This window comes from Desulfovibrio sp. GTC20076, from assembly GCF_055385905.1.
The window spans coordinates 1,052,133-1,077,996 of the sequence record NZ_AP039366.1 but is presented as its reverse complement, the minus strand read 5'-3'; the positions used below and the strand labels follow the sequence as shown (position 1 = coordinate 1,077,996).

The following is a 25,864-nucleotide window of genomic DNA, read 5'->3' as shown; positions in this document are numbered from 1 at the left end:
CCCCGTGTTTACCCTGCAAGCGGAGTCTCATAAAAACGTTACAGTCCTGCGCTATCTGGGCGATATGCTGTTGCCTGATGTGCCTCAGTTCAGCCGCCAGCTCGAAGCCTATCTTCTGGCTCCGGGTATCAGACAGGTTGTGCTGGACCTGAGCCATGTAAACAGGGTGGACACATCCGGCCTTGGGGTGCTCGTCAGCGCCAGCACCAAAAGCCGGGGCCACGGCAGAAGGCTCGTGCTGCTCACACCGGCTCCACACGTTGTTGAGCTTTTGAAAAAAGTGGAAATCGAAGGTTTTTTTCCCACCTTTGACAGCGAAGAGGAATTGAAGGGTTTTATTCCCGACACTGCGGACTGACCACGCCTGACCGTTCAGTTGCGCAGGTCATTACGGATGGTGCATGGTGCAATACTATCTGCGGCATTACTTCAATCCCGATTTTGACTACCTCCACCTGAAGCCCGGTGGAGAGAATGGCTCTTCTGACGTTTACAGCCTGGGCTACGTACAGAACGCCATCAACGGGCAAGTGCTGGCCGAGATCATCCCACTGGAGGATGCGGGGCCGGAACCGGACCCGCGTTTTATATTGGATAAACCCCGTTTTCCTACCGGTTCAAACACGCGCATCGATCCCCATTATCCCAACTATCTGCTGGCCGCTGCCAACGGCTATGTTTTCTATCTCGACGGCAAGATTACGGTCAAATGCCTGCTCAATGTGCGGCAGGACGTAAGCTTTCAGACAGGAAACATTTTCTTTGTGGGCGATATGGCCATTCACGGCTCCGTGCGTGCAGGTTTTTCCGTACAGGCCAACAACGTGCGCATCATGGGCATGGTTGAGGGCGGCGTGGTACGCGCCCGGCGCAACCTGCTGATTGACGGCGGCGTACGCGGTGGCGCTGGGCAGCACAGCCTAGTAGACGCCGGAGGCAAGTTGTTGTCTCCTTTTCTTGAAAAGGTGGAAGCACGCGCCCGTGACAACATCGTTATAGAAAAAAGCTGTCTCTACTCCACTGTGTACGCCGGAGCCAGCATGGTAGTGCGGGAACAGGCCTACGGCGGCATTATCAATGCCTATGGCAGCATGTATGTGGGCAGGCAGCTCGGCAACAAGGCGGGTATCCCTACCAAGATATACCTTGGGTATGACCCGCTGAGCATACGCCAGCTTGAAAAGATTGACCATATCATTGCCCAGCAGTCGCAGACTATCACCCACCTCAACGCAGTAGCCGGACATCTGCCACCGGATACCAATGATGTGAGCCGAAAGCTGCAGGCCCTGCGGGAACAGCGTAAACAGCTGATCCGGCGGCGTGACGAGCTGTGGGCACGCCTGTCTATGGATGAAAGCTACATGCACAATTGCCGTCTTTTGGTTCCGGGCCGTATCTATCCCGGCGTAGAAATTTCCATTGGCCGGGCCTTCCTGACCATCGACCGTGTTTATGAAAAAATTACATGCCGCCTGGTGGAACACGATATAGTTATTGAGCACATGCAGCACTCGCATCTGGGCACTTCTCGATGACTCAGACACAACAGCCCGTCTTTCAAGCCGTCTTTTCTACAAAAACAGATTCCGGAAATGATGTCGCGCCGATTCTTTGCGACATTGAAGCCAGAATCAACGGTCGCCGCTTTGCCATGCTGGCCCCCGGCGGACCGGAAAGAGAAAAGGCGGTCATTACGGCTCTGCACAGCGACCAGTTAAACAGTTCCCTTCCTGTTCTTCTCGGTTGCGGCATGGGATACGCCTTGCGCCTTTTGCTGCAACGCTGCCCCGGGCCGATGGCTGTAGTGGAAAAAGAGCAGGAACTGCAGAAGATCAGTGGGGTTCTTGCAGGCTTGCCTGCTGAAGAACGTCAACGTATTCACCTGATCTTCGCAAAAGAAGCGGATGAAACCCTGAGACAGCTGACCCGCTGGCAGATGCGCCACAGTGGACTGCGCCTGCTGCCTGTGGCCCTGCCCTTTTATCTGCGGCTTGACCGTGCCTATTACGGCTCCCTGCAAAAAGAACTTATAGCCAGCACCCGCTTCGACTTCTGGGGTCGTGCCGCCGGCCCCCGCTTCACGGGTGGCCAACCGCGCGTCCTTCTGCTTACAAGCAAATATTTTCTTATGGGCGAACTGGAAGGAGCTTGCCGTAAACTCGGCATTGAACACAGGCTGGTTCGTATCGAAGATAATAGCGTTGCCTGTACAGATTTTGTGGAACAGCTGCTTGAGGCTGTTATTTCCTTCCGGCCGGACTGCTGCATAACGCTTAACCATATGGGCGTTGATGTGGAAGGCATCCTCATGGATCTTCTCGCACAGCTGCAATTGCCTCTGGCCTCTTGGTTTGTGGACAATCCCCACCTCATTATCCATCTCTATTCACGTTGCATCAGCCCCTGGACAGCCCTGTTCACCTGGGATGCGGACAATATTGAAAGCCTGCGTGACACAGGCTTCAAACATGTTTTTTATCTGCCCCTCGGTACGGACCCCGACCGTTTTCACCCCGGGCGCGGTGCAGAAGCCCCGGATTCGTGGCAGGCTGACATTTCTTTTGTGGGCAATTCCATGCTGTACAAAGTGGGCGGCCGCCTGAAGCACGGTCGTTTCCCCCGCCAGTTGCTGCTGCCTTTTCTTGAGGTATCCCACGCCTTCATGAAAAGCGACCAGCGCTCTGTAGCAGATTTTCTGCACGATTCTTTCCCTGCCGTTTTTGCACACTATCAGGCCCTGCCCGACAATGAGGCACGACTGGCCTACGAGACCGCCATTACATGGCAAGCCACACGCCTGTACCGTAATGGTTGTGTGCGCCGCCTGCTGCCCCTGCACCCGCTTATTGTGGGCGACAACGGCTGGCGGTCCGAATTCAGGCGCGAAGTTGTTCAGCCGCGCTATATGGACGCCCTGAGTTATTATACGGATTTGCCACGTTTTTATTGTCGCTCGAACATTAACTTCAACTGTACCAGCAAGCAGATGAAGGGAGCAGTAAACCAGAGAGTCTTCGATGTTCCCGCAGCCGGAGCCTTTGTGCTGACCGACTGGCGGCCACAGATGGAACAATTGTTCGATCCGGACGAAATGGTCTGCTACCGCGACCCGGATGAAGCTCCGGAACTGGCTCGTTATTATCTGGCCCATCCGCAAAAGCGCCGCCACATAGCCCAGCGGGCCAGGCGGCGTGTGCTGGCCTGCCATACCTGGGCCCACAGGCTGCAGAGCCTGCTTGAACAGATGCGCCAGGTCTATGGAACACCCGTGACAAAAAAAATCGCAGAGCGCGGACCAGACGCATGAGCGCGGACCCTGTTCTGGTTCTCCAGATGCACCGCATGGGAGACCTGATTCTCACCATGCCCCTGCTTCGCCTTCTTCTACGCCACTGGGCCGGACACGAGGTGTGGGTTGCGGCTGAACCGCACTTTTTTCAGGATATCATGCCACTGGCCCCCAATGTTGTTTTTTTTCCTCCTACCCACTGTCACGCCCTGGGACAACGCCATTATGAACTGGCACTGAACCTGAGCAGCCGTCCACAGGCCCTCATCTGCCAGGCAAAACTGAAGGCAAGGCACAAACTTGGTCCGGAAGCCATCTCAACCGGCACACTGCCGGGGCATCAACACATCAACGGTTACTGGCAACTCTACCGCGCCGCATTAACCCACAACAACCGTAACAATGCTTTTCACTGGTCCGACCTGTATATGCTGGACCTTTCGCCGCAACCCGATCTTACTGGTGTGCTCCGACCATTTCCCCGCCCGGCGGGAACAGGCCGTATCGGCATGGTTCTCGGGGCCAGCGAGTTTGCCAAACGCCCAGATGCGGACTTCTGGGCACGGCTGGCGCGGCGGCTGGCCGGCGAAGGAATGTTGCCGCTGTTTCTGGGTGGCCCGGCGGAACAGAGCCTGGGGCAGGAGGTCGCCCAAAAATCCGGGCTACCGGGGGCCAATCTTTGCGGGCGTCTCTCGCTCAAAGAGCTGGCTGCCCTCATGCGCACTTTGGACCTGTGCGTGACACCAGACACAGGTCCCATGCATCTAGCCGACTTTGTGGGGGTGCCAGTACTCAATCTTTCCATGGGGCCAGTTCATGCCAGGGAGACAGGGCCGTCCGCTCCCGGGCAGCATGTTCTGCGAGCAGCCATGAGTTGCGTGGGATGTTGGCAATGTCACCGTGGACGGCTTTACTGCAAGCAGGCATTTACAGCCTCTGGGGTTGCCAGGCTGATCCTGAGCCTTTTACACACGCCTGACCACCCGATAGTGCCATCGGGCCTGCGGCTATACCGTACCGGGCGCGATGCTCTGGGACTGTATACCCTCGAGCATGTGGGCTGCAGAGCAGATACAAGCTGCCGTCCTCTGATTGAGGGCCTCTGGCAGGCCGTTTTTCTCTTTTTTTACAGCCCTGTGCAGCGCCCCTTGCTGATCAGCAGACTGGAAGGCCTGCGCGTGGCTTTTCCCCACATGGCTGAAAGTGTGGCGGCCGGACTTGCCGCGCTTTGTGCCAGTTTTTCACGCTATCTCAGGCAGGGCGCGCGCATGTTGCCTGATGACTTCTGGCGCTCCCAGCCCCCCGTAATCCGCCTTTTCAGCGGATATTTGCACATGCACATGCAAAATGACGATTACTCCCCGAAAGCATGGAGCATGGCGCTTGAGCGTCTGGAAGAAATCAGCGCCCTGTTCATGAACCATTCCTGATTTTTCGCTCCCCCATTTCCTTTGTCTGCTCCCAGTCTCCCTTATTGTATCCCCCGGCAATACTTGCCTTACTGTTTTCAGTCGATGTTTTAACCTATTAAAATAAATAGATTTTATTTTTTGGAACACTCTTTGTATTAGACCGGGTGCAAGGAGTGCATGATGCAGATTATTCCCACAAGCGCGGCCTCGTTCGACGCCCTCTTTACCAGCAGCAAGGATAACTCATCCTTTGCCGATTTTTTCTCTGCCGTTCACGATGCTATCGACAGCGTGGAACGGGGGGAGCATGTTTCTGCAAGTTCGGCCATGCAGCAGCCCACGACAACACCTGAAGCACCTCGTGTGCAGAGTCCATACAGTCGGACCACTACCAACGGTGTCACGTACACGCTTGACGAAGTCTGCTTCACCAAGCAGGAGATAGCTGAACTCCGGCGCGACCTTATCAAGGCGGGCGCTCCGCTTGATGCCCTGAAAAAATTTGACGCCCTGGCAGACCAGCCGGACGGCGCAACTCTTGCCCAGATTATGGCCAGTTTGCAATGCCTCGGCGGCAGCCCCATTCTTAGCGATGACGACAAGACACACATCAGCGCCCTGCTCAAAAAAATAGATCCTTCCGGTGTGCTCGAAACACGTGTGCAGCAGCTCATGGGCGAAGGCAAGGGCGAGGCGGCCCTTGACACCATCTATTCTTTCATCGCGCATCTTGATCCTACTGCGGCGATTGATGTGGAAGCTGCCGAAGCGCTGGCACTGGGCCGTGGAATCGGACTGGATACGGCGAGCCTGCAAACCCTGCTCAAGAGTTTTGGCGGCAACGACGGCATGAGCCTGTTCATGGGACAGTTTTCTTCCCTCATGGCTCCGGCGGCCCATCATTTTACCGCGCAAAAAACTGCACAAAAGCAGTTGGATACAGCCTTGCAGCAAACATTGCAGCCTCTTGTAAGCAAGGCTCGCGCCCGCACTGAAAAAGAGCTTCAGGCCAGTGCTTTACGCAACAAAGAGGCACAGCAAAGCAAGATACTTATAGACCAAACCGTCCAGAAAAATACCCGGCATATGCTGGAAGAAACGCTCACCGCCCCAGGCCAGGATGGGCAGAAGACCCAGGACCTCGAAAATCCCGAACACCAGAGCCGCGCCATAAGCAGAAAGCTTGACGGCAGTCAGAGTGCGGGAGTGGGGCATGCTGGCGTGCAGGGCAGCAAGATCGAAACGACCTTTACCCGCGTTTCGGCCAATACGGAGCAAGCGTCCAACCAACAGAGCACAGCACAACAGCATGCTGAAGCCCCCACGCCAAGCGGAAAACAGAATGACGGCAGCAAGGGGGGGCAAGCCGGGCACCAGACGTTCGGGGAAGATGGGGCAAACAACAATAAAGATACCGGGCGTGATGCCTCGTGGGGGGAAATGACCCGCAAGGTGGAAGCGCAGCCGCTCTTCAGGCAGGACAATCAGGCGGCAGCCGCTGTGCTGCAAACACCGGATGTCGTCAATCAGGCATCTCCCGAAGTTTTGCGCCCTGCTCACATACCCCGTTATGTGGCACAGCAGGTGGAACAGGGCCTGCTCTCCAGCTTCAGGAATGGCACTACCCGGCTGGATCTGCAACTGCATCCGCAGGAGCTTGGGGCCATAACGCTCAGCCTTAGCCTGCGTAACGGCGAAGTCAGTGCCACGATCCGTTCTGAAAAGACCGAAACTGCCGAAATGGTTACCCGTCAGCTGGAAGCAATCCGTACCAATCTGGAACAGCAGGGACTCAAGGTGGACAAGGTTGAAGTGCAGCTCAATGCGCGACAACAGGACGAAAATGCCTGGCAGAACCTGAACCAGCACAACTCCCGGCAGGAAGAAGATGCCCGGCGTGAAGAACTTTCACGGCTAAAAAATCTTTCAACTATGCGTAATACAAAAGTTAATTCTGAAGAAACAACGTTGGAACAGCCTGTGCATTCCCATACGCATGCGGCAAGATATGCCACCCGCTCTTTGCATGTGGTGGCGTAAAAACAGCCCGGCGTGAGGAGTAGCCATGTCCAGCATTACACAGTCACTGAACAGAACCAATAATGAATTCAATACCGCCCTGAGCAAGCAAAAGGGCAGTAATCTGGACAAGGATTCCTTCATGCTGCTGCTGGTTACGCAGTTCAAGTACCAGGACCCGCTCAATCCGATGGAAGACAAGGAATTTATTGCCCAGATGGCGCAATTCTCCAGTCTTGAGCAGCTCATGAATCTCAATACGAGCATGAAAGGCCTTACAAACGCCACCAATAACCAGCAGATGATCAATGCCACGTCTTACATAGGCAAGCAGGTTACTGTCAGTGGTAATACCATCGGCAAGGTCACCGACGAAACCACCAAGGAATCTACCATTACGCGCTTCCGGTACGCCCCTGCGGACAATACCGTGGGCGGAACCATCACAGTACGCGATGCCGGCAATAACGTCGTATACGTTGAAGAAGTCAGCCCCAAAAATAAGGGAACCACATACGATTTTTTGTGGAACGGCAAGGCTACTGACGGAACTGTTGCGGGCGATGGCGTCTATACGGTCAACCTTGTGTTGCGCGATTCCAATGGCGATGCGGTTCTTTCTGACCAGGTAGTGGACGCCAAGGTTACCGGCGTGGTCAACGACGGCGGCGTGGTCTATCTCGGTCTTGAGGGCGGCCAGCTCATGCCGCTTGCCAATGTGCGGCAGGTTGCTGAACCTGCCACCGTTGCCGCCAAGCCGGACGACAAGGACAAGGAAGAAGGCGAAGACAAGGAATCTGAAGACGACAAGGATGAGGAACAGCCCGAATCCCGTGCAAGCGCGATGAGTATTGGTGATGTCAATATCAGCAACATCAACTTTAGCGGCAGACTTTTTTAAACAACGCAATACGAATGCCTGACGACAAAAGGAGCCAGGGCTGCGCCAGTAGCGCGTCCTCTCTGAAAATAGATATCCCCCTATCCCGATACACGGAGGAAATTATGGGTCTTTCAGCAAGTATGTGGACAAGCGTTTCAGGCTTGCTCAGCCACGGTCAGAAGATGAACGTTGTCGGCAACAATATCGCCAACGTGAGTACGCTGGGTTTTAAAAGTCAGCGTATGGACTTCAATGACTACCTGTACCGGGGCATCGGGACCACCAGTGGTCCCAGCCAGATCGGTGCCGGCGCCAGCGTCTATGCCATATTGGGCGACTTTTCCCAAGGTTCGCTTGAGAGCACCAACTCGGTGACGGACCTTGCCATTGACGGCAACGGTTTTTTTCAGGTGCGCAAGCCCAACAGCAAGCAGATGTATTACACGCGCGCAGGTGACTTTTATTTCAACAAGGACCGCGAACTTCAGAACCCTGAGGGCTATCTGCTGCAGGGCTGGAAGGTGAACAACGAAAAAAAGCTCACCTTTAACAGCGGCGCAACTAACCTGGGCAATACCGACCTCAGCAAATCCGCCTATGTCGGTTCGGGTACGCCCACTGACATTGTGCTGGACAGCTGGAATATCATTCCCCAGCAGACTACCAATGTCACCTTTACCATGGGGCTTACCAACGACGGCAAGGGGGACCGCACCACCAGCAACACCAGCCCCATGACCGCCCTCTTCGACCTGTGGGATGCCAGCAGCAAGCCGCCCCTGGCGGATACGGCCTATGCCACGCAGTCCAGCATTGACGTCTATGATGAAGGCGGTGGTACGCACACCCTGACGGTCTACTATGATCAGGTTGATGCAAGAAAGACCGACAGCAACGGTAACACCATCTATGACATCAAGGGACTGCCCGCCGGATACACCATATATGAATATCTGGTAACCATCCCGCCCTCTGAAGACAGACGTAGCTATGGTGGCGAAGGTTATAACGCTGCCACCAATACGTGGACCAAAGAACCCACCAAATTTTATGACGACCCCATCACGGGGACCAACAAGCAGGCTGGCGTGCTCATGAGCGGCGTCATGATCTTTGACGCCAGCGGGCAGCTCGTCAACCAGACTGCGTACAGCTACGGCGCGACGGAAACACCGACAGCAAATAACCAGGTGGCTGTCAATCCGTCCGAAAAATCTTCGTGGCAGCCCACCAGAACGTCCAGCAACGGTCTGCCTGTTTTTTCGGCAAACTTCAGCGGACAGCCTCTGGCAAACAGCGTGAGCGAAACCATGCAGACCAGCGTGGGCGGCACTCCTGTGAGCCAGGTGCAAAACTACATTACCGAACTGGATTTCGGCCTCAAAAACATCGGCAACCCGGCATGGAACAACCCCACCGCCACCGCCGTGAAGACGAACAGCCTTGGACAACCCGTTGATACCGGCGGCAATGCCCTGGGTATGGACAAATACGGCTACTACTACCTCGGTGCCCCCGAGCCGGGTTCTTACGGAACCGCAAAACCAGTCGGTGGCGGCACGGCCCTCCCGGTATATGCCGATTCCACAGGTTATTACTATAAAAAGGGTGGCAATAAAGTTTATGGTTCCGCCTCTGTTAAAGGGACAACGGTTGAAGCGATGAGCAACGGCAGCAGTTATTACTTTATCGACGCTGCAAACGGCGACGCCAAATGCTACTATACAACAGTTGTCGGCGGCAACACAGTACCTGCCTACCAGGACAGCTATGGCTATTACCATATCGGCGCAACCGGTCCGGTATATGGGCAGACTCCTGGCGGTGTTGACGTGCTGCACGATAGCGGTGGCTATTATCTGTCCGGTAGTGCCCCGCACACCTACATCACCACCAGTGACTTTACGGCCATAACGGCTACGGCCTTCAAGCCCACAGCCTACACGGCTCCCACGGATGCCTCGCGCCCCGTTGCGGACACAGAAACAGCCAACAGCAGCCTGGCCAGCCTGACAACCATGTCTCGGGTCAGTGGCACTTCGCCTACGGGCGTGCCGGTGTTTGAAAACGTCATCAACTACGGCACAACCATCCCAACCATGACGGCCGTGGAACGCCAGGAATATGCCAGTGTGGCCAATACGACCTCTTATACAGTACAAAACCGCACGCAGGACGGATATGCCTCCGGAACACTGAGCAACGTGAACATTGATAACGGTGGCGTAGTTTACGGTATATACTCCAACGGCAAGACCATTCCGCTCTATCAAATCGCCTTGTATGATTTCCAGAACCATCAGGGGCTGTATCGCGAAGGTGGCAACCTTTTCTCTGCCACCAACGACTCGGGCGAACCCCAGTTGGGCGTGGCGGGCGATAATGGCTTCGGCAAAACCAAGGCGTATAACATCGAGCAATCAAACGTAGATATGACCACGGAATTCGTGCAGATGATTTCGACACAGCGCGGATTCCAGGCAAACTCCAAGGGCATAACCACGGTGGATACCATGCTTGAAACTGTTATCGGCATGAAGAGATAACAAAAATTGTAATCTGAAAGGCCGGAGAGCCGGACCCGGGCGTGAGCGACGGTCCGGCCCCCTCCACAGCGTTGGGGATAGCGCTGCACCTTTCTCTCCGTGCAAGGCGTCGGCCGTGTGGCTGACGCCTTTTCGCATTTGAAGCATAGGCTGTGGGGTACGACGCCTCTGTCAGTATTTTGTGTTGCTCCGTGCTTCAGGGGCTATCGCCCCTGAGTGGATCGTGCAGAATCTGTCAGAAATAACCACCTGAAAAATACCGTTCTTCATATGCCATAAGCGGACAAATCGTCGTAGATGCACACAAGCAACATAACTTCCTTGTACTAATTAAAAAAACTTAAAAATCTTCTTGACAACTCACCCACTTTTCACATAAAAGATCACTTCACAGAGCGTCCCCATCGTCTAGCCGGCCCAGGACAACGGCCTTTCACGCCGTCGACAGGGGTTCAAATCCCCTTGGGGACGCCAATTTTTGGATATTAGAGAGCGGCAAGGTACAAAATACCTTGCCGCTCTTGCTTTTTAGCGATTCGTTCAAATCCCCGAATCCATCCAAATCCGGGCTCATCCAATAGGAAACCGGACATTTTCCCGGACATCGAAATGCGGTAGCAATCCGATGTCCGGTTTTTCTTTTAATGCTCTGAAATCAAAAGCATTATTGTCCAATCGGATATCCTTAAATCCACCCTAAACCAAGGAGAACCGAGATGGCATTAACGGACATTCAGATCAAAAATTTGAAGTACCCCGGCAGGCCCACAAAAGTTGCGGATGGAGGCGGACTATATTTGTATCTGTCCGAGTCCGGCAAAAAACTCTGGCGCATAAGCTACTACTTTGAGCGCAGGCAGAGAGTGCTCAGTTTTGGCGAATACCCGGTAGTCACCCTGCAAAGGGCGCGGGAAAAGCGCATGGAGGTCAAACAGCTCCTGGCCGAAGGCATTGACCCTGCCGCACTGAAAAAGGCCGCAAAGGAGGAACAGGTTTCAGAGGTAAAGGATATGTTCCAGAGCATCGCTCTGGAGTGGTTCGAGGCCCGGACAGCCGACTTCACGGAAAAACACCGGGGCACGGTCATGTACCGTCTGGAGAAGTATATTTTTCCGGTCATAGGCAAGGAACATATCGCCCGCATGGAGCCCCAGGACATCCTGAAGGTTGTCCTGCCCATTGAGAAGAAAGGCCAGAATGAAACTGCCCGCCGTCTGCTGCAAATCATCGGGCAGATATACCGCTACGCCGTGATCACGGGCCGGGCCAAGCGGAATCCCGTAACAGACCTGCACGGCGCGATACGCCCCAGAAGCGTCACGCACAGAGCGGCCATCACCGAGCCGAAAAAGGTAGCCCAACTCCTGCGCAATATTGATGGCTATGAGGGATATTTTCCCATCGTATGCGTCCTCAAGCTGGGGCCGTTGGTCTTTGTCCGCCCGACCGAACTTCGGGCCGCAGAATGGACGGAGTTCGATTTCGAGACCAATGAGTGGCGCATTCCGGCCACGCGCATGAAGATGAAGCAGATGCACATTGTGCCGCTCTCCAGGCAGGCGGTGAAAATCCTGAAAGAGCTGCAAGAGTTCTCCGGCAGCGGCAAACTTCTCTTCCCTTCAATCCGCACGGCAACACGCCCGCTCTCCGATGCCACCGTACTCAATGCCATACGCCGCATGGGCTACGCCAAGGATGAAATGAGCACGCATGGCTTCCGTTCCCTCGCGTCCACCTTGCTCAACGAACTCGGCTACAACCGGGACTGGATCGAGCGCCAGCTTGCCCACGGCGAGCGCAACGATGTGCGGGCGGCGTACAACTATGCGGAGTATTTGCCGCAACGCACTAAAATGATGCAGGAATGGGCTGATTATCTGGACAAATTGAAAGCGGAAAAATAACTCGTCCCAAATTGACGTAGCTACAAAATGGAGTTACTATGAATATGGAATTCGAATGGGACGAGGCCAAGCGCCGGAGCAATCTGGCCAAGCATGGCGTCGATTTCACCGATGCCGCGCAGGTACTGGCTGACGCCCGGCTTATCCTGGAAGATACCCGGCGTGATTATGGAGAACAACGCTGCCTTGCCTTTGGAGAGATGAACGGCCTGCTTTTTGTCGTGGCCTTCACTCTCCGCGACGGAGCCTTTCGCATCATCTCCGCCCGCCGCGCCAACTCCCGAGAAAGGAGGTTTTATGAATCGCAAACCGCATAAGAAGTCGCCTACGCGCATGACTTTGCGTGAAGCCCAGGACCCCGGTTCACAGACGGACTGGCAACGCCTGCGCGAGATGCCGGACGAGGCTGTCACCAGCGCTGCCGAAACCGATCCGGATAACCTGCCCCTGGATGACCCGTTTTTTGAGACGGCCCGCCGTCTGCCTCCTTCCGCCCTGCTCAAGGAGGCCAAGCAGCAGATAACCCTGCGCATAGACGCGGATGTGCTGGAATGGTTCCGCGCTTCCGGCTCCGGCTATCAAAGCCGCATGAACGCGGTACTAAAAGCCTACGTCCAGACGCATAGCGGGCACGGCCAGATATAGAAAAGTAATACCTCAACATCGAGGCGGCGCATTGCTATCAAGTGATGCGCCGCTTTTTTTGTAACCGATTTTGTAACCCCTTGAGCCATCCAAAAGTAATGAAGCCAGGGATTTTCCAAACCCTGTCAACAAAAAATGTGTCAACGCGGTACCACACAATGCAATCCAATAATCCCTCAGCCCACAGTTTTCCGCGCACAAAACGGCTCGTCAAAAAAGCCATGATACGCTTCCAGCAAAAGTCAAAGACACATCAGGAGGTGTAATTATGACTGCTATGACGAACATACCCAAGGTTGGCTTCCTTCGACTCCCCCAAGTCCTGCAACTCGTACCCATCAGCAAAAGCGCCTGGTGGGAAGGCTGCAAAACAGGCCGTTTCCCCAAGCCGGTAAAGCTCGGTCCGCGCACAACCGTCTGGCGGGCGGAAGAGATTATGGAGTTTATTGAGCGGATTGGGGCACAGGTGGATTAAGATTTCTTTCCTCACAACATATGCAACAAAGAGTTATTATGTTTCTCATAACTCTTTGTTGCATATGGATTTCGGAGGCGACATACGGAGAGCAAGGTTGTAAACGTTCTTTCAAATTCTCATATGATTGGTATTACTTCCGCGAAAAGCTACTGGGGTATTGGCGATTTCCAGGGAGTTTCAAAATAATTACCAGACGTTTATCAACCTCTTCTTGTAGTTGAACTTCAGTTGCGTGGAACAGGTTTGTTATATGCGGAGATGGCTGATCGGAAGAAATACTCATATCAAGAACGGCAAGAAATCCAATGCGGATATTGGCAACTTGGTAAGAAATAGTTTGCTTAATATATTTGTAAGCAAGATTTTGAAAAGATGAATCAGACTCTTCTTTCTTCACCTCAATCACGACCCTGTCACTTCCCTGCATACAGGAAATATCCGTGCGGCCACCACCTATATTTGAAATTTCTATTTGGCTACCGCAAGTTCCATACAGCCAGCGGTAAATATCCATCTGAAAATCACTTTCCGTTACTTTTTCTTTTTTCTTTGCATATAAGTATATGGCGCTTGGTTCATGTTTCTTTGTAATATTCAATCTGTTTGCGACAAATTTTACAAGATTTAGAATTATAGCATTAATCATAATGCGTGAATTTTCATAGTCAGGATTTGCCGAAACAGCAGACAAAAGTGTTGTTAAAATCGTTTTTTCAGCAGAAGTTATATTTAGCAAAGTAAATTCAAGAGCATCTTTTAGCGCCAGTTCTACAAGATTGTTTTCAAATTTATGGTCACTACCAATGAGAAGTTTTGACTTGTTAAAAAGAGCAAGCGCTATGTGATATTTTGAATGCCACTTGTTATCTCTAAGCCATAGTTCTAGATGATGGATCAGCCCTGGCTTCGTGATAGAATCTTCCATATGTGGCTTGACTAAAAGCTCTATTCCGCTGTCATCATTAAGCCCAAGGATTGTTCTACTACACGAATATGCTGACAAAACATACGCTTCCAAAACTAGTGTTGCTTCGTTCCAGCTTGGTTCATCAATTTTTACAAACGTATTGGCGAGCACTTCTACAAGTTTCTTCCAAGCATGTAGTTCATTCCTTCGCACTACATCCAAGGAATAAGGGACATCCGGCTTTAACCAAGCTTCATATTCAAAAATAGCAACAGAGAGCTGCTCGTTATAGCTTGCGACGTTTATATGAAAATTCTTTTGATAAAATTCACATAAAAGCTCAGCAGCGAGGGCAAAGACTAATGCTTGTGGGTTGACTTCTGATTCTTGAGCAGACAACCGGAAGAATTGTGCGCTCTGCATGAAACTGTTATAGCAAGTCTCAGAATCTTCCCCCCTGATGCCTGCGTTCAAAAAAGTCATCGCATGCTCAAATAAAGCTTCCGAGCACGTCCTATCAATCTCAAGTATCTGAGCTATTTTCTCAACAAGTTCGGGCTCATTCCATTGGGCATGAGCGAATCCCATTATTTTTACAGTGTGAGCTAAAAAATCAGAAGACTCCGTATCTGTCTGAATCCCCAACAATGCATCAAGAATCCGAAATTGATACTGCCGCGACTGAGCAGCCCACTGTACAGCTGCTTGTAAAGAGGCTGTGCGAATGAGGTCTGCTGCGGATTTATCTTGCGCCCTTTGGATAAATACCTGCGTTAATGGCCCTGCAATCTCTTTAAAAAGAGCAGCGCGATTAATGAGTTTGTCAACAGAGTCAATAAACGAAATATCATGTGTACTTTTTCCGAGCAGAGTGAGCACTAATGCATTAGTAGCAAACCGTTCTTCCTCTGTTAGCGATGGAAAAGACGTAATAATCGCATCGAACAAAAGAGGAAGAAGTGGAGAGGAAGCAAGGGTATCGCAATGCAAATTAAGTTCAGCTATCCCTCCAAGGGCTTCAATTGATAAAGGAAATTCAAGCTTTGAAAGTTCTACAATTTTTCTTTCGATATGTGTCAACTCGGTTACCACAAATAAGTATCTCCAACTGCTTCCTTTCTATTGCTGGATGGTATCCGTGTAGCAAGCAAGTCAGAAGAACGTCCCGCAATAAAAATTTGCAAGAATGGCAAGTCAGTTGCAATCGATTCTATCCCCTCAATCAGCGCTTCAAAGTCAGAGTCTGCCATTTCCTGCGCGCGTGGAGAATCAACCATCAATAAACCTGGATGGCGGCCAACTCCTTCCTCCTCGGCAACACTGAGCATTGCGAGAACTGTTGCCACCTTGATGCGGAGCTTTTCGCCGTCGGTTAATTTGCTAAAAGAAGTCGCTATGCCACCACCTTTTTTTAGCTCTAAGCTGGCGTTACCCCTCAAACTTGCTTCTTCAATTTGCCCGATGCCAAAGCGTTGAGCATATTCAACAATTTTTGTGGATACTGAACTCAAAATATTATCTTGATATTCTTTTGCAAGGGCATCGCTAACATCAACAACGGCCTTAGCAATTTGCTTTTCTTTACGTGACACTTCTGGAGTTATGGGTAGGTTGTTTAATTCTTCAATCTTTCCCTTTATGATTTGAATCTCTGTTTCTAGCTGATTGCGGGTTTCAAATTTCCCCAAGAGCTGTTCCGCATTTTCAATTTCAGATTGAATTTTCTCACATGCTTGATCATTGGTGGTTAGATAATCTTGAATTTTCGAAATATGTTTCCTTTTTTCTGCTATAGCTTCCTGTGTCTTGCTGATGCTCAATTCAAGCCTATTTTTGATGGCTTCATTATCTGAGTCTTCAACATTAATACTGCCACAAAGAGAGCACTTACTCGACGGGCCTGTATGGGGCATAGGTGATTTCAGCGCACTATCACAACAGGGGCAACATGTCGGCTCAATAGCTCTAAAGATGGCACCTGCGGCAATCGAATCGAGATGCTTCCGCAAGGCTATCTTATCCTCTTTTAAGGCACTCTCCAAAGCGCCAAGTTCCCTTTGTGAAGCATTATTTTCTACCGAAAAAGCACGTTCTGCACGTTTTCTATGAGAATATTCCGCACTCTTTTCGGATATAGTTTTTCGTATAGAGGCATCATCTGGCATTTTAGCAAAGTCAGACTCTCTAGTTTTGAGATCATTTGTAAGAACGGCTATCCGTTCATCTCGCTGCCTTGAGGTCACACTCGCTTCGTTTGCTTGTGCGCTTTCTATCGAGAGAATTTGCTTTTGTGCCGTCTTGGCAGAAAATACCGTTGAAACCCATGGAATGCCAAGAAACATTTGCATCAAACGGGCGTTGATCCCAGCTCTGACCGGCATGTCTCCAAATAATGACTCATAGTTTGTACTTATAAACATCACGCTAGAAAGCGCGGGCCACCCATGCAAAACAGTCTTTCCTGCCTCAAGCTCATCCTTACTCTCTTTCCAATTGCTAATTCTAGCGATGCCAAGAGCGGTAAGGAAAAATTCCTCCATAGCTAACTCAAACGTTTCTTCTGAATCAAACAAGGCAATAGTTTTAGGCATGCCCTCGTCAATGCGTTCTAACCTTCCTGTTGGAGGTGCATTACTCATGACTGTTATTGAAAATGAATTACCATCCAGCAGAAAAGAAAGGCTTGCAGATTGAATCCATGAATACACGTCTTCTTGTAGGGCATTAGGACGCTTTCCGCGCAATAGCCACTTTACAATTTCAATAACGGTAGTTTTCCCACGAAGATTTTTTCCGCTTGTTATCGCCCAAACCCCACAAGCTAGGTCGCTCCAATCAAACTCAAAAGAGCCTGGCTGCGTGTTTCCTGTTCGTATCCCGGAAAAGCGTATTCTTAGAAGCCTAAGCCTATGTGGCACTCCCATCAATGGCGAAGCAAATATTTGATATTTCGACAAAAAGGCATCAACTTCTTCAAGAGAACTTTTCGATTTATGTACAATGGCTTCTTTCCAAGCCATATTTTGAACAGTCATACAGTCGCCCCCGAGCTAAGATTTTAACTCTACTGAACTTGATGCTTCTTGCAAGGTAGGGATGAAGTCCCCACGCTTCGTATCAGCGTATAAACGCTGCTCATACTGCCGCTTTTTTAAAGCGTCCCCTCCCCGGTCACCAGCCACTTTAGCAACTAAATTCGCTCGATCTTCATACCATTTCAGTACAGGCCAATCCTCAACCGCCCGCTTACATAGCGAGTACCCTTGGTGAGTGATAAAAAAATCTGTTTCGGAATGCCCATTTGGAAGCTTCTGTTTTTTTATCTGGAGTAGATTTCTGGACTTCAAGATAGCAAGAGCATTATCTGGCTTTTCATAAGCGCCAAATAAGTACCGTATCATCGGTATATGTCGCTCGTCAGGCTCAGAGTCAGCGATAATGCACTCCGCTTTTTCTTTGTAGAAAGCATCTCCAGTTTCTTCGTACTTCGCTTGTAGCTCATAAGCAAAATAATCAGGATATCTCACCCAAAAATCATATGCCATAAGCTTAGTTTCGCCTTTAAACACAGAGTAAAAAAGCAAATCATTTTTGAGAGGAGTACCTCCACCGCAAAAAATGAAAAGAATCCGAATCGCATCAAAAAAGTTGGAATTGCTCATATGGAGATTGCCCCTCCCAATGTTATTAGCTAGGAGATAAGAAACTATAGGCAATTCCTTGTAAAAGTTCCAGCACACTCGTGCAGCAAGCAAAAACAGTTGATTGTTGTACAGGACATGCAGCAAATTCTCAGACAATAAGCGCAAGGCTGGATATATCGCCGTGTATAATGATGCACATTCAGACAAATAGGCACGGATTCATAATCCACCTCCTTCATTTTTTCTTTTTGCGACTTTTGCGCTTGCTTGTCTGTGGTGCAGGCGATGGAAGATGTGTCCGCATTAAATAAGTCTTCGCTGCCAGTCGGGCCAACGCAATATCTAAATCAATTCCGTGTAACAAATTATCTCCCCGCCGCGATCTATCAATAAGAGATTCAAGTATACACATATGACTCAACACTTCATGATTTGGCCGAGAGAATCGATCGTGGTCTGGAAAAATCGCATTTATAATTGTTGGGAATAAAATGTCGATCCACTTCTTTGCCTGAGGGCATATGTCTTTATTTTTTAGCATGTAACAGGTGGCAGAAGCCATAATGTCAGCTATTTGCAAGCCAGGCTCGTCAAAAGATGATGCAAAAGTAACCGGTTCGGTGAGATGTGGAATCATTGCCCATCGCTGCCCATTTAGCTCTTGCCAAAATTGATCTTTTCGCCCAACGAAAGTATCCAAAAGCTCCCTTGAAGAGGCGATCGGTTTTGACTCATCGCAGATCACACGGATATCACCAGCTTCTTCCGTCCAATGCGTAAGTATGGGGTAAAGATGGCTTATGCTATCATCAAGAATCCAGCGTTGAAGCACTCCAAGCCCGGAAAATTCTTCAAGTATTTTATCTCGATGGATAAATGCGAACTCCATCACCAATTCAACGATTTGAGCTGCTTCAGATTTTTTTGAAAAAAGCTGAGCATCATCGCTAAGTGTGCGCCCGCGCATGAAACTTTCAAAATCTTCAAGGAGCTCTTCCGCAGAAGAATCACTAAGGAATGTATGTGAATATATTGCATATGCAATGAAGAGGTGGAATCCGCACTGGTAAAACACACTATTGTTTTTTGCCAATAATGGTTCAAAAATATATTCAAAAAACTTGCAGGAAAGAGAAAATTTCTTAAGAGAACATGCCGTTTTTGTCTTTTTCTTGAAGTTTAAAAGCAACTCCGTTACCGCATCTCGCCCTTTTGGGCGTGACAATAACTTTTGAGCCTTTAGTTCACCTTGCTGTATTCTAAATTTATGCTTAAACCATCTTACATATTCTTCAGCTTCATCAGGCTCTATTTTTACACCGGTATATGCAAAAAATGGCTGTTCTCTATTTAGTAAGTTATTCCCTGTATATCCAGATTCATCACAATATATGGGCATTGAGTTTATTCCTTAAAAATATTGTCCAGCGCTACAGCATATTTTTTTTATTAATATATCTATCTATTGCGCTTTTTTTATATAAAATATTTCTCCCTATAGCTATATAATCTGGCCCTCCACCACGACTTCTTTGCGTCTTCAATGTGGCCGCTGACAACGAAAACAGCAACGCCGCCTCTTTCTCCGTCAAATATTCCTTCCGGCGGATACGCTCCATTTCGCAGATAGCCTCAGCAACTGGCGTAAGAATCTTCTCCAAGGTCTCCGCGATAATTTTTTCGAGGTCGATCTCCTGATCACCTATGAAAATTTGTTTGGGTGCTCTCATCAAAAGCCATCGATCCTTGAAAAGGAAAATACAGTAAAAACTCCAGGAAATTACTTCTTGGAGTTTTTTTATTTCTCCGGTTGCGTTCTGGCCTGCTCTTTGGCTACAGCCATCAGGTAGCTAAGGTCTTCTCCCAGCACGTCTGCCATAAGCTGTGCGTCTGAAATCAAGACGCCTTGCGGTTTCCCGGTGTTGGAGGCTTTACTGCGCATGGCCGTCCATCTGGCCGCTGCCGCTTTCGGCGTGTCGTTTGGCCATACTTTGGCCGCGAACTCGCCTTTTTTCCAGCCCTTCGCTTTCACCCTGCCTGCTACCAGCTCCACAAACGCCCGCTCCAAAGCAGTGGCGAAATTGTATTCTGTTGTCATGAGTTTCCTCCTGTTGGATTCAATATACCGGAAATTCCTTTGTTGTCTATCCAAAAATTCCTGCTAATAAATCGAAGAAATTCCTTGAATTCTATTAAAGGAGGTTACAGGAAATGCGCGATTATTGGCGAGATTTGAATAAGTCACATGCGGGAATTCGTAGTTTATCCGCACAGTTTGAAGCCGCTAGGCTTTACGAAGCAGGCTCTCAGAAAGGCGATGGCAAAGGGAACCGGTATGGAATCTGAGCAAAACCGTCTTCCAAACAACATGGCCGGGATTGAGTTTGTGGCGTGTCTGGAGGCTATCAAGGAATTTCTTGATAAAAGCTGGAAGCATTCCCAGATTCATCGCCATCTGAAGCAGGAAGGCAGGATCACCATGTCTTACGGGGCGTTTTGCTACCACATGCGCCGTCTTTCACTGGATAAACATCGTCCGGGTGAAGTACTGCCCAAAGCCAAACCGAAGGCTGCGGCGGTTCCACCTGTGCGCCCGCATAGCGGGCCGCGCCACATTGCAGCGCCCAGCAACCAATTCCCCAATCCACGGGATATGAATCCTGAAGACGCCATTTAACCAAAGGACATCAGTAATATGGCAACCATTCATTTCATTCAGCAGGGGAAAGGCGGCGTGGGCAAGTCCATGATTGCCGCCATCCTGTATCAGGTGCTGCGCCACCTGGGCAAAGAGGTCGTGGCTTTTGACACCGACCCGGTAAACGCCACGTTCAAGGGATTTCAAGAGTTTGAAGTTGTCCGCCTGGAGATTCTGAAAAACGGCGACATTGATCCGCGTGAATTTGACGGACTTATCAACAGGATCGCTGAACTGCCCGGCGAAACGCATGTGATCGTGGACAACGGCGCATCCTCCTTTCTCGCGCTCAACAGCTACATCAAGGAAAATGATGTACTGGGCATCCTCACGGAGAGCGGGCACAGAGTTTATTTTCATTCTGTCATCACGGGCGGACAGGCTGTTGCGGACACGGCGCTGGGCCTGCGCTCTCTGGCTCTCGGTTTTCCCGATTCCCCGATTGTTGTCTGGCTCAACCCCTATTTCGGGGAAATCCGCATGGATGACCGGCCCTTTGAGGAATTCAAGGTCTATCAGGAGTTCGGCAACCAGTTTTACGCCGTCATCACTATACCCCAAGGCAACAAGGCCACGCTGGGCAAGGACTTGGAAATTCTGTTCGCCAAGCGCCAGAGCTTTGCCACGGCCATAAACTCCAGCCAGTCCATTGTCATGCGTTCGCGCCTGTCCCGGTACTGGAATGAGCTTGTGTCCCTGGTGGAACAAGCCGCCATCGCATAGGGGGGAGCCATGTCTGACACAGAAAACATGGAACGGTCAGAAATCCCCGCTGTGCCTCCAAAGCCGGAAGACGCCGTGCCTGACGGCATCGGCCTTACCCTGGAGCAGGTACAAGGCCTGCTCGCCCAAACACATAAAAAGGTCGTGGATTACCACGATCCCATTCTCATGGTCGTGACCATGCTCAACGCGCACCTGGCCGAAGTGGAAAAACTCCACACCCGGCACAAGGAAGGTCTGGGCAGGTTGATGGCCGATAAGACGGACGCCTATGTGTCCGGCGTTCAGGCGGCGGTCGGGCAGCTCACGGACAGCCTTTCTTCCGCTTCGGTGGAAGGTGTCCGCAAAGTCTTTGACGATCACGCGGCCCGGCTCCAATCCTTCAAAAACAGCACAACCTGGCTCGCCGCCATTGTGGCGGTGTCGGCGCTGCTCAATGTGGCGGTGTTCGTGCTGGGAGGGCTGCGCTGATGCTCATGCGCCCCGGTGACGATCCGCGTCTGCTGGAAGGCCTGCGCCACGCCTGCGGCCCGCTTTTTATAGATGCGCTGGAAAATCCGGATGTGATCGAGATCATGCTCAATCCGGATGGCTCCCTGTGGATCGAAAAATACGGTCAGGATCATGAGCCCATCGGCGTTATTCCCATTGCGCAAAGCAGGCTCATACTCTCGCAGGTGGCCAGCGGCCTGAATCTGACGGTGAATGAAAAGAATCCCATTGTGGAGGGGGAATTTCCTCTGGATGGTTCCCGCTTTGAAGGCACGTTCCCGCCCATTGTCGGGCCTGGGCCGTCTTTCTCGCTGCGTAAGAAAGCCAGCCGGGTTTTCACCCTGGAGGAATACATGCTTTCCGGCTCCATCACGCCGGGAGCGGTAGCCCTCATTGAAGACGCCGTGCTGCACCGTGCGAATATCGTTGTGGTCGGCGGCACATCCAGCGGCAAAACCACCTTCGTGAACGCCGTCATTGACGCTGTTTCCCGGCTCACGCCCACGCATCGCCTGATCATTCTGGAGGATACGGCGGAACTGCAATCCAAAAGTCCCAACACCGTGTTTCTTCGCACGTCCGTTCTTGCGGAAGTCGATATGCGCAAGCTCGCAAAAGTCAGTATGCGCTACGCGCCCAAACGTATCTTGGTGGGCGAAGTGCGGGACGCCGCCGCGCTGGAAATGCTCAAGCTATGGAATACCGGCCATCCGGGCGGCATCAGCACCTTTCACGCGGACAGCGCGGAAGAGGCTCTGGAACGCCTGGAAGAACTGGTGGAGGAAGCCGGGCTCGGCCCCAAGCAGAAGCTGATCGGGCGGGCCGTGGATCTGGCCGTCTATATGGAAAAGACGCCGGACAATCGGCGGCAGATTTCCAGCATCATCAAAGTCAACAAGTTCAACCATAAGGAGGGATTGTATGAAACCGAAACCCTTTACACCGCAGCCGCATAAGGAGGACGAAAGAACTGTATGAAAGCGCCAGTAACAACCGCCCCGGAGATTCGCTGCCGGGACTGCAACCGACTGCTCGCACGGGGAGCCATTGAAGCCGGTGACATAGAGCTTCAGTGCCCTCGCTGCAAAACCCGCGTACACCTGCGGGCCTCGCGCCCCAGCTTCGCGCCGCATGACGGCCTCCACGGAGATCGTCATGACCGCGAAAACCCTTCTTCCCACCAATAGTTCCTTCCTTTCCCTGAAGGCCTTTGCCGTCTTCGGCTTCCTGGCGCTCTGCCTCTGCTTTCCGGACATCGCCGCTGCATCGGGCGGCATCACCGAATTTTCCAGCCCGCTGGAACGGGTGGTGAACACCATTACCGGGCCTGCCGGTAAATGGATCTCCATTGTGGCAATGGCGCTCTGCGGCATCATTTTTATCATGAACAAGGACGACATCAGCGGCGGTTTCAAGCTGCTCCTGTCCGTGGTGTTCGGTATTTCCTTCATCGCCTTTGCCGCCAGCATCGTGAACTCGGTGTTTTCTTTCTCCGGGGCGGTCATATGAGGCGATTCCTCCCCATTCATCAATCCTTGCACCGCCATGCCCATGTGCTTGGCGCGGAACGGGAACTGGTCATGACCAGCGCCCTGATCGCGCTGCTTGTGGGCGTGGGCGGGCTCACGGCGGTTTCCATCGTGTCGGCCATTGTGTTCTGGGTCGCGGCTGTGTTCGCGCTCCGGCGCATGGCCAAGGCCGATCCGATCATGAGCCGGGTCTGGCTGCGTCATGTCAAACAGCAGGAATTCTATTCGGCCAAGGCGGGCCGGTGGCGGGCGGCGGGAGGCTTCAAATGCTGAAACTCCTTGATTACCGCACCAAAACCAAAGGCCTGCCGGATCTGCTCCCCTATGCCGCGCTCATTGCGCCCGGCGTCATCTTGAATAAGGACGGCTCGTTTCTGGCTGGCTGGGAGATACGCGGTCAGGACACGGCCAGTTCCACGGAAAGCGATCTGGCCCTGGTGTCCAGTCGCTTCAATAACGCCGTGAAGCTCCTGGGGAGCGGCTGGATGTTGCACATGGATGCAATCCGCAGCTCCCACAAGGCTTACCCGGCTCCGGAAAAAGGACACTTTCCCGATCCGGTGACACGACTTATTGACGAAGAGCGCCGGGAACACTTCAGCGGCAACAGGTGCTTCAGCACCAGCGCCATCCTTATCGCCACCTATAAACCTAACTTCCAGGCGGCCAAACTGGCCGGAAAGGCGCAATCGGGGATTGCGTCTTCCGGCGCTCTGGAAAAGGCGCTGTCGTACTTCCAGGGGATGCTGGAGGAACTGGAAGACGCTCTTTCCGCTGTTCTCTCCATGCAGCGGCTGCTGGAATATCCGGTGGCAGACGCGGGCGATGCCGATTGGCTCCAGTCCGATCTGCTTTCCCATTTACAGTATTGCGTCAGCGGCGAACTCCAGCCCATGCGGGTGCCCCGCACTCCCATGTATCTGGATGCGCTTCTGGGGAGTGAAGATCTGGTGGGCGGCATCATCCCGCGCCTGGGCAACCGGCATCTGGCGGTGATCTCGCTGGACGGCCTGCCGCAGGAATCCTACCCGGCCATGCTTCGGGAGTTGGACGCCCTGGCTCTGGAATACCGCTTCTCCAGCCGCTTTATCTGCCTGGATCAATATGACGCCGCCAAGGAGATCAATTCCTACCGCAAAGGCTGGCGGCAACAGGTTTACCGCTTTCTGGATCAGTTCTTTAACACCCCCAATGCCCGCGCCAACCGAGATGCGCTGCTCATGGCCGAAGACGCGGAAACCGCGCTGACGGAAGTGCAAGGGGGATATGTCAGCGCGGGCTACCTGACTTCCTGCATTGTCCTGATGCACGAAGATCAGGAACGGTTGCAGGATTGGGCGCGGGACTTGCGCCGCACGGTGCAGACGCTGGGTTTCGGCTGCCGTATCGAGTCCATCAACGCCCTGGAGGCCTGGCTCGGTACGCATCCGGGCAACAGCTACGCCAATTTGCGGCGTCCGATGGTCAACACGCTGAACCTGGCGGATCTGCTGCCGCTCTCGTCGGTCTGGACGGGCTCTCCGGTCAACCCGTGCCCGTTTTATCCTCCGGACTCCAGGCCGCTGGCCGTGCTGATGACGGACAACTCCACGCCGTTCTGGTTCAACATCCACGCGGGCGATCTCGGTCATACGCTTATTTTCGGGCCGACCGGCGCGGGCAAGTCCACCTTGCTGGCGCTCATTGCCGCGCAGTTCCGTGGCTATGAAAACGCCCGCATCTTCGCCTTTGACAAGGGTTTGAGCCTGTTTCCGCTCTGCTTCGGGACGGGCGGCGATCACTTCAATATCGGCAATGCTGATGAACTGGCCTTCGCGCCGCTCCAGCGCATTGACTCAGAAGAGGAACGCGCCTGGGCGGAAGAATGGATCGCCTCCCTCATGGAGTTGCAGCAGTTCACGGTTATGCCCAGCCACCGCAACGCCATTCACACGGCAATGGAAACCCTGGCCGCAAGCCCGGAAAACCTGCGCACCCTGACGCATTTCTACCATGTGGTGCAGGACAGGGAAATCAAGGAAGCCATCCAGCACTACACCACGCAAGGCGCGATGGGGCGGCTGCTGGACGCGGACACGGACAGCCTGAACCTTTCCCGTTTCATGGTTTTCGAGATCGAAGACCTCATGAATCTGGGCGACAAAAACATGGTGCCGGTGCTGACCTATCTGTTCCGGCGCATTGAAAAGGCGCTGGACGGCTCGCCCACCATTCTGGTGCTGGATGAAGCCTGGATTATGCTGGGCCATCCGGTGTTCCGGGCCAAAATCCGTGAATGGCTCAAAGTCATGCGCAAGGCCAACTGCGCGGTGATTCTGGCAACACAAAGCCTTTCCGACGCCAGAAACTCCGGCATCCTGGACGTTCTCACCGAGTCCTGCCCGACAAAGATTTTCCTGCCCAACAGCGCCGCCGAAGACGCCGGGCAAAAGGAACTCTATGTGGGCATGGGCCTCAACGACAAACAGATCAACATCCTCAAAACCAGCGAGCCCAAGCGGGACTACTGCATTGTCAGCCTGCAGGGGCGGCGCAAGGTGCAACTCGCCCTGAAGAGCAAGGCGCTGGCCTTTGTCGGCGCGTCGGACAAGGAAAGTATCGCTCGTATCCGTGAACTGGCAGTGGAATACGGCCCGGATGCCTGGCAGGAGGCATGGCTGCGCGAGCGGAACGCGGCATAACCCAAACGCCG

General features: G+C 52.3%; 25 protein-coding genes and 1 tRNA gene. 20 read left to right on the top strand and 6 right to left on the bottom strand.

Translation table 11 applies throughout. The features are described 5' to 3' along the window. The first annotated feature begins 4 nt into the window (after positions 1-4). The 12 genes from ACZ495_RS04725 (at position 5) to ACZ495_RS04670 (ending at position 13,176) form a co-directional block, all read left to right on the top strand. Positions 5-358 (top strand): STAS domain-containing protein, encoded by a 354-nt coding sequence (locus ACZ495_RS04725; protein WP_012624883.1) that lies wholly within the window; start codon positions 5-7, stop codon positions 356-358. A gap of 43 nt (positions 359-401) precedes the next feature. After that, positions 402-1,538 carry a FapA family protein gene (locus ACZ495_RS04720; protein ID WP_012624884.1) on the top strand — a complete coding sequence of 379 codons (1,137 nt, stop codon included), beginning with the start codon at positions 402-404 and terminating at the stop codon, positions 1,536-1,538. Continuing rightward, complete coding sequence (locus tag ACZ495_RS04715; RefSeq protein WP_464262731.1) at positions 1,535-3,310, top strand: CgeB family protein; 1,776 nt, start codon at positions 1,535-1,537, stop codon at positions 3,308-3,310. The genes ACZ495_RS04720 and ACZ495_RS04715 overlap by 4 nt, the downstream gene beginning before the upstream one ends. Beyond that, on the top strand, positions 3,307-4,722 hold the full coding sequence (locus ACZ495_RS04710; protein WP_012624886.1) for a glycosyltransferase family 9 protein: 1,416 nt from the start codon (positions 3,307-3,309) through the stop codon (positions 4,720-4,722). The genes ACZ495_RS04715 and ACZ495_RS04710 overlap by 4 nt, the downstream gene beginning before the upstream one ends. Before the next feature lie 159 nt (positions 4,723-4,881). Beyond that, positions 4,882-6,744, top strand: coding sequence for a flagellar hook-length control protein FliK (locus ACZ495_RS04705; RefSeq protein ID WP_464262730.1), 1,863 nt, complete (start codon positions 4,882-4,884; stop codon positions 6,742-6,744). Positions 6,745-6,769: 25 nt separating this feature from the next. Next, positions 6,770-7,624: a flagellar hook assembly protein FlgD gene (locus ACZ495_RS04700; protein WP_407844390.1), complete on the top strand. Its 855-nt coding sequence runs from the start codon at positions 6,770-6,772 to the stop codon at positions 7,622-7,624. A 104-nt stretch (positions 7,625-7,728) separates the two neighbouring features. Then, the gene (locus ACZ495_RS04695; RefSeq protein ID WP_464262729.1) at positions 7,729-10,152 is read left to right on the top strand and encodes a flagellar hook-basal body complex protein; all 2,424 of its coding nucleotides are present in this window, start codon (positions 7,729-7,731) and stop codon (positions 10,150-10,152) included. A 397-nt stretch (positions 10,153-10,549) separates the two neighbouring features. Then, positions 10,550-10,626, top strand: a tRNA-Glu gene (locus ACZ495_RS04690). Positions 10,627-10,868: 242 nt separating this feature from the next. Continuing rightward, positions 10,869-12,056 carry a tyrosine-type recombinase/integrase gene (locus ACZ495_RS04685; RefSeq protein ID WP_394027451.1) on the top strand — a complete coding sequence of 396 codons (1,188 nt, stop codon included), beginning with the start codon at positions 10,869-10,871 and terminating at the stop codon, positions 12,054-12,056. A gap of 38 nt (positions 12,057-12,094) precedes the next feature. Beyond that, positions 12,095-12,373 (top strand): BrnT family toxin, encoded by a 279-nt coding sequence (locus tag ACZ495_RS04680; RefSeq protein ID WP_291435802.1) that lies wholly within the window; start codon positions 12,095-12,097, stop codon positions 12,371-12,373. Then, positions 12,354-12,701: a BrnA antitoxin family protein gene (locus tag ACZ495_RS04675; protein WP_394027450.1), complete on the top strand. Its 348-nt coding sequence runs from the start codon at positions 12,354-12,356 to the stop codon at positions 12,699-12,701. Before ACZ495_RS04680 ends, ACZ495_RS04675 begins: the two co-directional genes overlap by 20 nt. 268 nt (positions 12,702-12,969) lie before the next feature. After that, positions 12,970-13,176, top strand: coding sequence for a helix-turn-helix transcriptional regulator (locus tag ACZ495_RS04670; RefSeq protein ID WP_394027449.1), 207 nt, complete (start codon positions 12,970-12,972; stop codon positions 13,174-13,176). A 133-nt stretch (positions 13,177-13,309) separates the two neighbouring features. On the opposite strand, the gene ACZ495_RS04665 is transcribed toward ACZ495_RS04670, so the two are convergent. The 6 genes from ACZ495_RS04665 to ACZ495_RS04640 all read right to left on the bottom strand — a co-directional run bounded on the left by ACZ495_RS04665 (position 13,310) and on the right by ACZ495_RS04640 (position 19,828). After that, positions 13,310-15,178: a hypothetical protein gene (locus ACZ495_RS04665; RefSeq protein WP_464262728.1), complete on the bottom strand. Its 1,869-nt coding sequence runs from the start codon at positions 15,176-15,178 to the stop codon at positions 13,310-13,312. After that, positions 15,172-17,121, bottom strand: coding sequence for a hypothetical protein (locus ACZ495_RS04660; protein WP_464262727.1), 1,950 nt, complete (start codon positions 17,119-17,121; stop codon positions 15,172-15,174). The genes ACZ495_RS04665 and ACZ495_RS04660 overlap by 7 nt, the downstream gene beginning before the upstream one ends. 15 nt (positions 17,122-17,136) lie before the next feature. Further along, the gene (locus ACZ495_RS04655; protein ID WP_464262726.1) at positions 17,137-17,748 is read right to left on the bottom strand and encodes a hypothetical protein; all 612 of its coding nucleotides are present in this window, start codon (positions 17,746-17,748) and stop codon (positions 17,137-17,139) included. A 217-nt stretch (positions 17,749-17,965) separates the two neighbouring features. Then, on the bottom strand, positions 17,966-19,129 hold the full coding sequence (locus ACZ495_RS04650; RefSeq protein ID WP_464262725.1) for a DUF3800 domain-containing protein: 1,164 nt from the start codon (positions 19,127-19,129) through the stop codon (positions 17,966-17,968). Between the two features lie 31 nt (positions 19,130-19,160). Further along, positions 19,161-19,460, bottom strand: a complete 300-nt coding sequence (locus ACZ495_RS04645; protein WP_464262724.1) for a helix-turn-helix domain-containing protein — start codon at positions 19,458-19,460, stop codon at positions 19,161-19,163. A 68-nt stretch (positions 19,461-19,528) separates the two neighbouring features. After that, entirely contained in the window at positions 19,529-19,828 is a 300-nt protein-coding gene (locus ACZ495_RS04640; RefSeq protein WP_464262723.1) for an immunity protein, read from the bottom strand. Between the two features lie 147 nt (positions 19,829-19,975). On the opposite strand from ACZ495_RS04640, the gene ACZ495_RS04635 reads away from it, so the two are divergent. The 8 genes from ACZ495_RS04635 to ACZ495_RS04600 are packed head-to-tail and all read left to right on the top strand — an operon-like array spanning position 19,976 to position 25,853. Further along, positions 19,976-20,407 carry a hypothetical protein gene (locus ACZ495_RS04635; RefSeq protein ID WP_464262722.1) on the top strand — a complete coding sequence of 144 codons (432 nt, stop codon included), beginning with the start codon at positions 19,976-19,978 and terminating at the stop codon, positions 20,405-20,407. Between the two features lie 18 nt (positions 20,408-20,425). Then, entirely contained in the window at positions 20,426-21,151 is a 726-nt protein-coding gene (locus ACZ495_RS04630; protein WP_464262721.1) for a nucleotide-binding protein, read from the top strand. Positions 21,152-21,160: 9 nt separating this feature from the next. Then, positions 21,161-21,622, top strand: coding sequence for a hypothetical protein (locus ACZ495_RS04625; protein ID WP_464262720.1), 462 nt, complete (start codon positions 21,161-21,163; stop codon positions 21,620-21,622). Then, positions 21,622-22,599 (top strand): P-type conjugative transfer ATPase TrbB, encoded by a 978-nt coding sequence (trbB, locus tag ACZ495_RS04620; RefSeq protein WP_464262719.1) that lies wholly within the window; start codon positions 21,622-21,624, stop codon positions 22,597-22,599. Before ACZ495_RS04625 ends, trbB begins: the two co-directional genes overlap by 1 nt. An 18-nt stretch (positions 22,600-22,617) precedes the next feature. Continuing rightward, positions 22,618-22,830, top strand: coding sequence for a Com family DNA-binding transcriptional regulator (locus tag ACZ495_RS04615; protein WP_464262718.1), 213 nt, complete (start codon positions 22,618-22,620; stop codon positions 22,828-22,830). Next, positions 22,799-23,152: a TrbC/VirB2 family type IV secretion system protein gene (locus ACZ495_RS04610; RefSeq protein ID WP_464262717.1), complete on the top strand. Its 354-nt coding sequence runs from the start codon at positions 22,799-22,801 to the stop codon at positions 23,150-23,152. The genes ACZ495_RS04615 and ACZ495_RS04610 overlap by 32 nt, the downstream gene beginning before the upstream one ends. Further along, complete coding sequence (gene trbD, locus ACZ495_RS04605; protein ID WP_464262716.1) at positions 23,149-23,445, top strand: conjugal transfer protein TrbD; 297 nt, start codon at positions 23,149-23,151, stop codon at positions 23,443-23,445. The genes ACZ495_RS04610 and trbD overlap by 4 nt, the downstream gene beginning before the upstream one ends. Further along, the gene (locus tag ACZ495_RS04600; protein ID WP_464262715.1) at positions 23,439-25,853 is read left to right on the top strand and encodes a VirB4 family type IV secretion/conjugal transfer ATPase; all 2,415 of its coding nucleotides are present in this window, start codon (positions 23,439-23,441) and stop codon (positions 25,851-25,853) included. Before trbD ends, ACZ495_RS04600 begins: the two co-directional genes overlap by 7 nt. Positions 25,854-25,864: the final 11 nt, after the last annotated feature.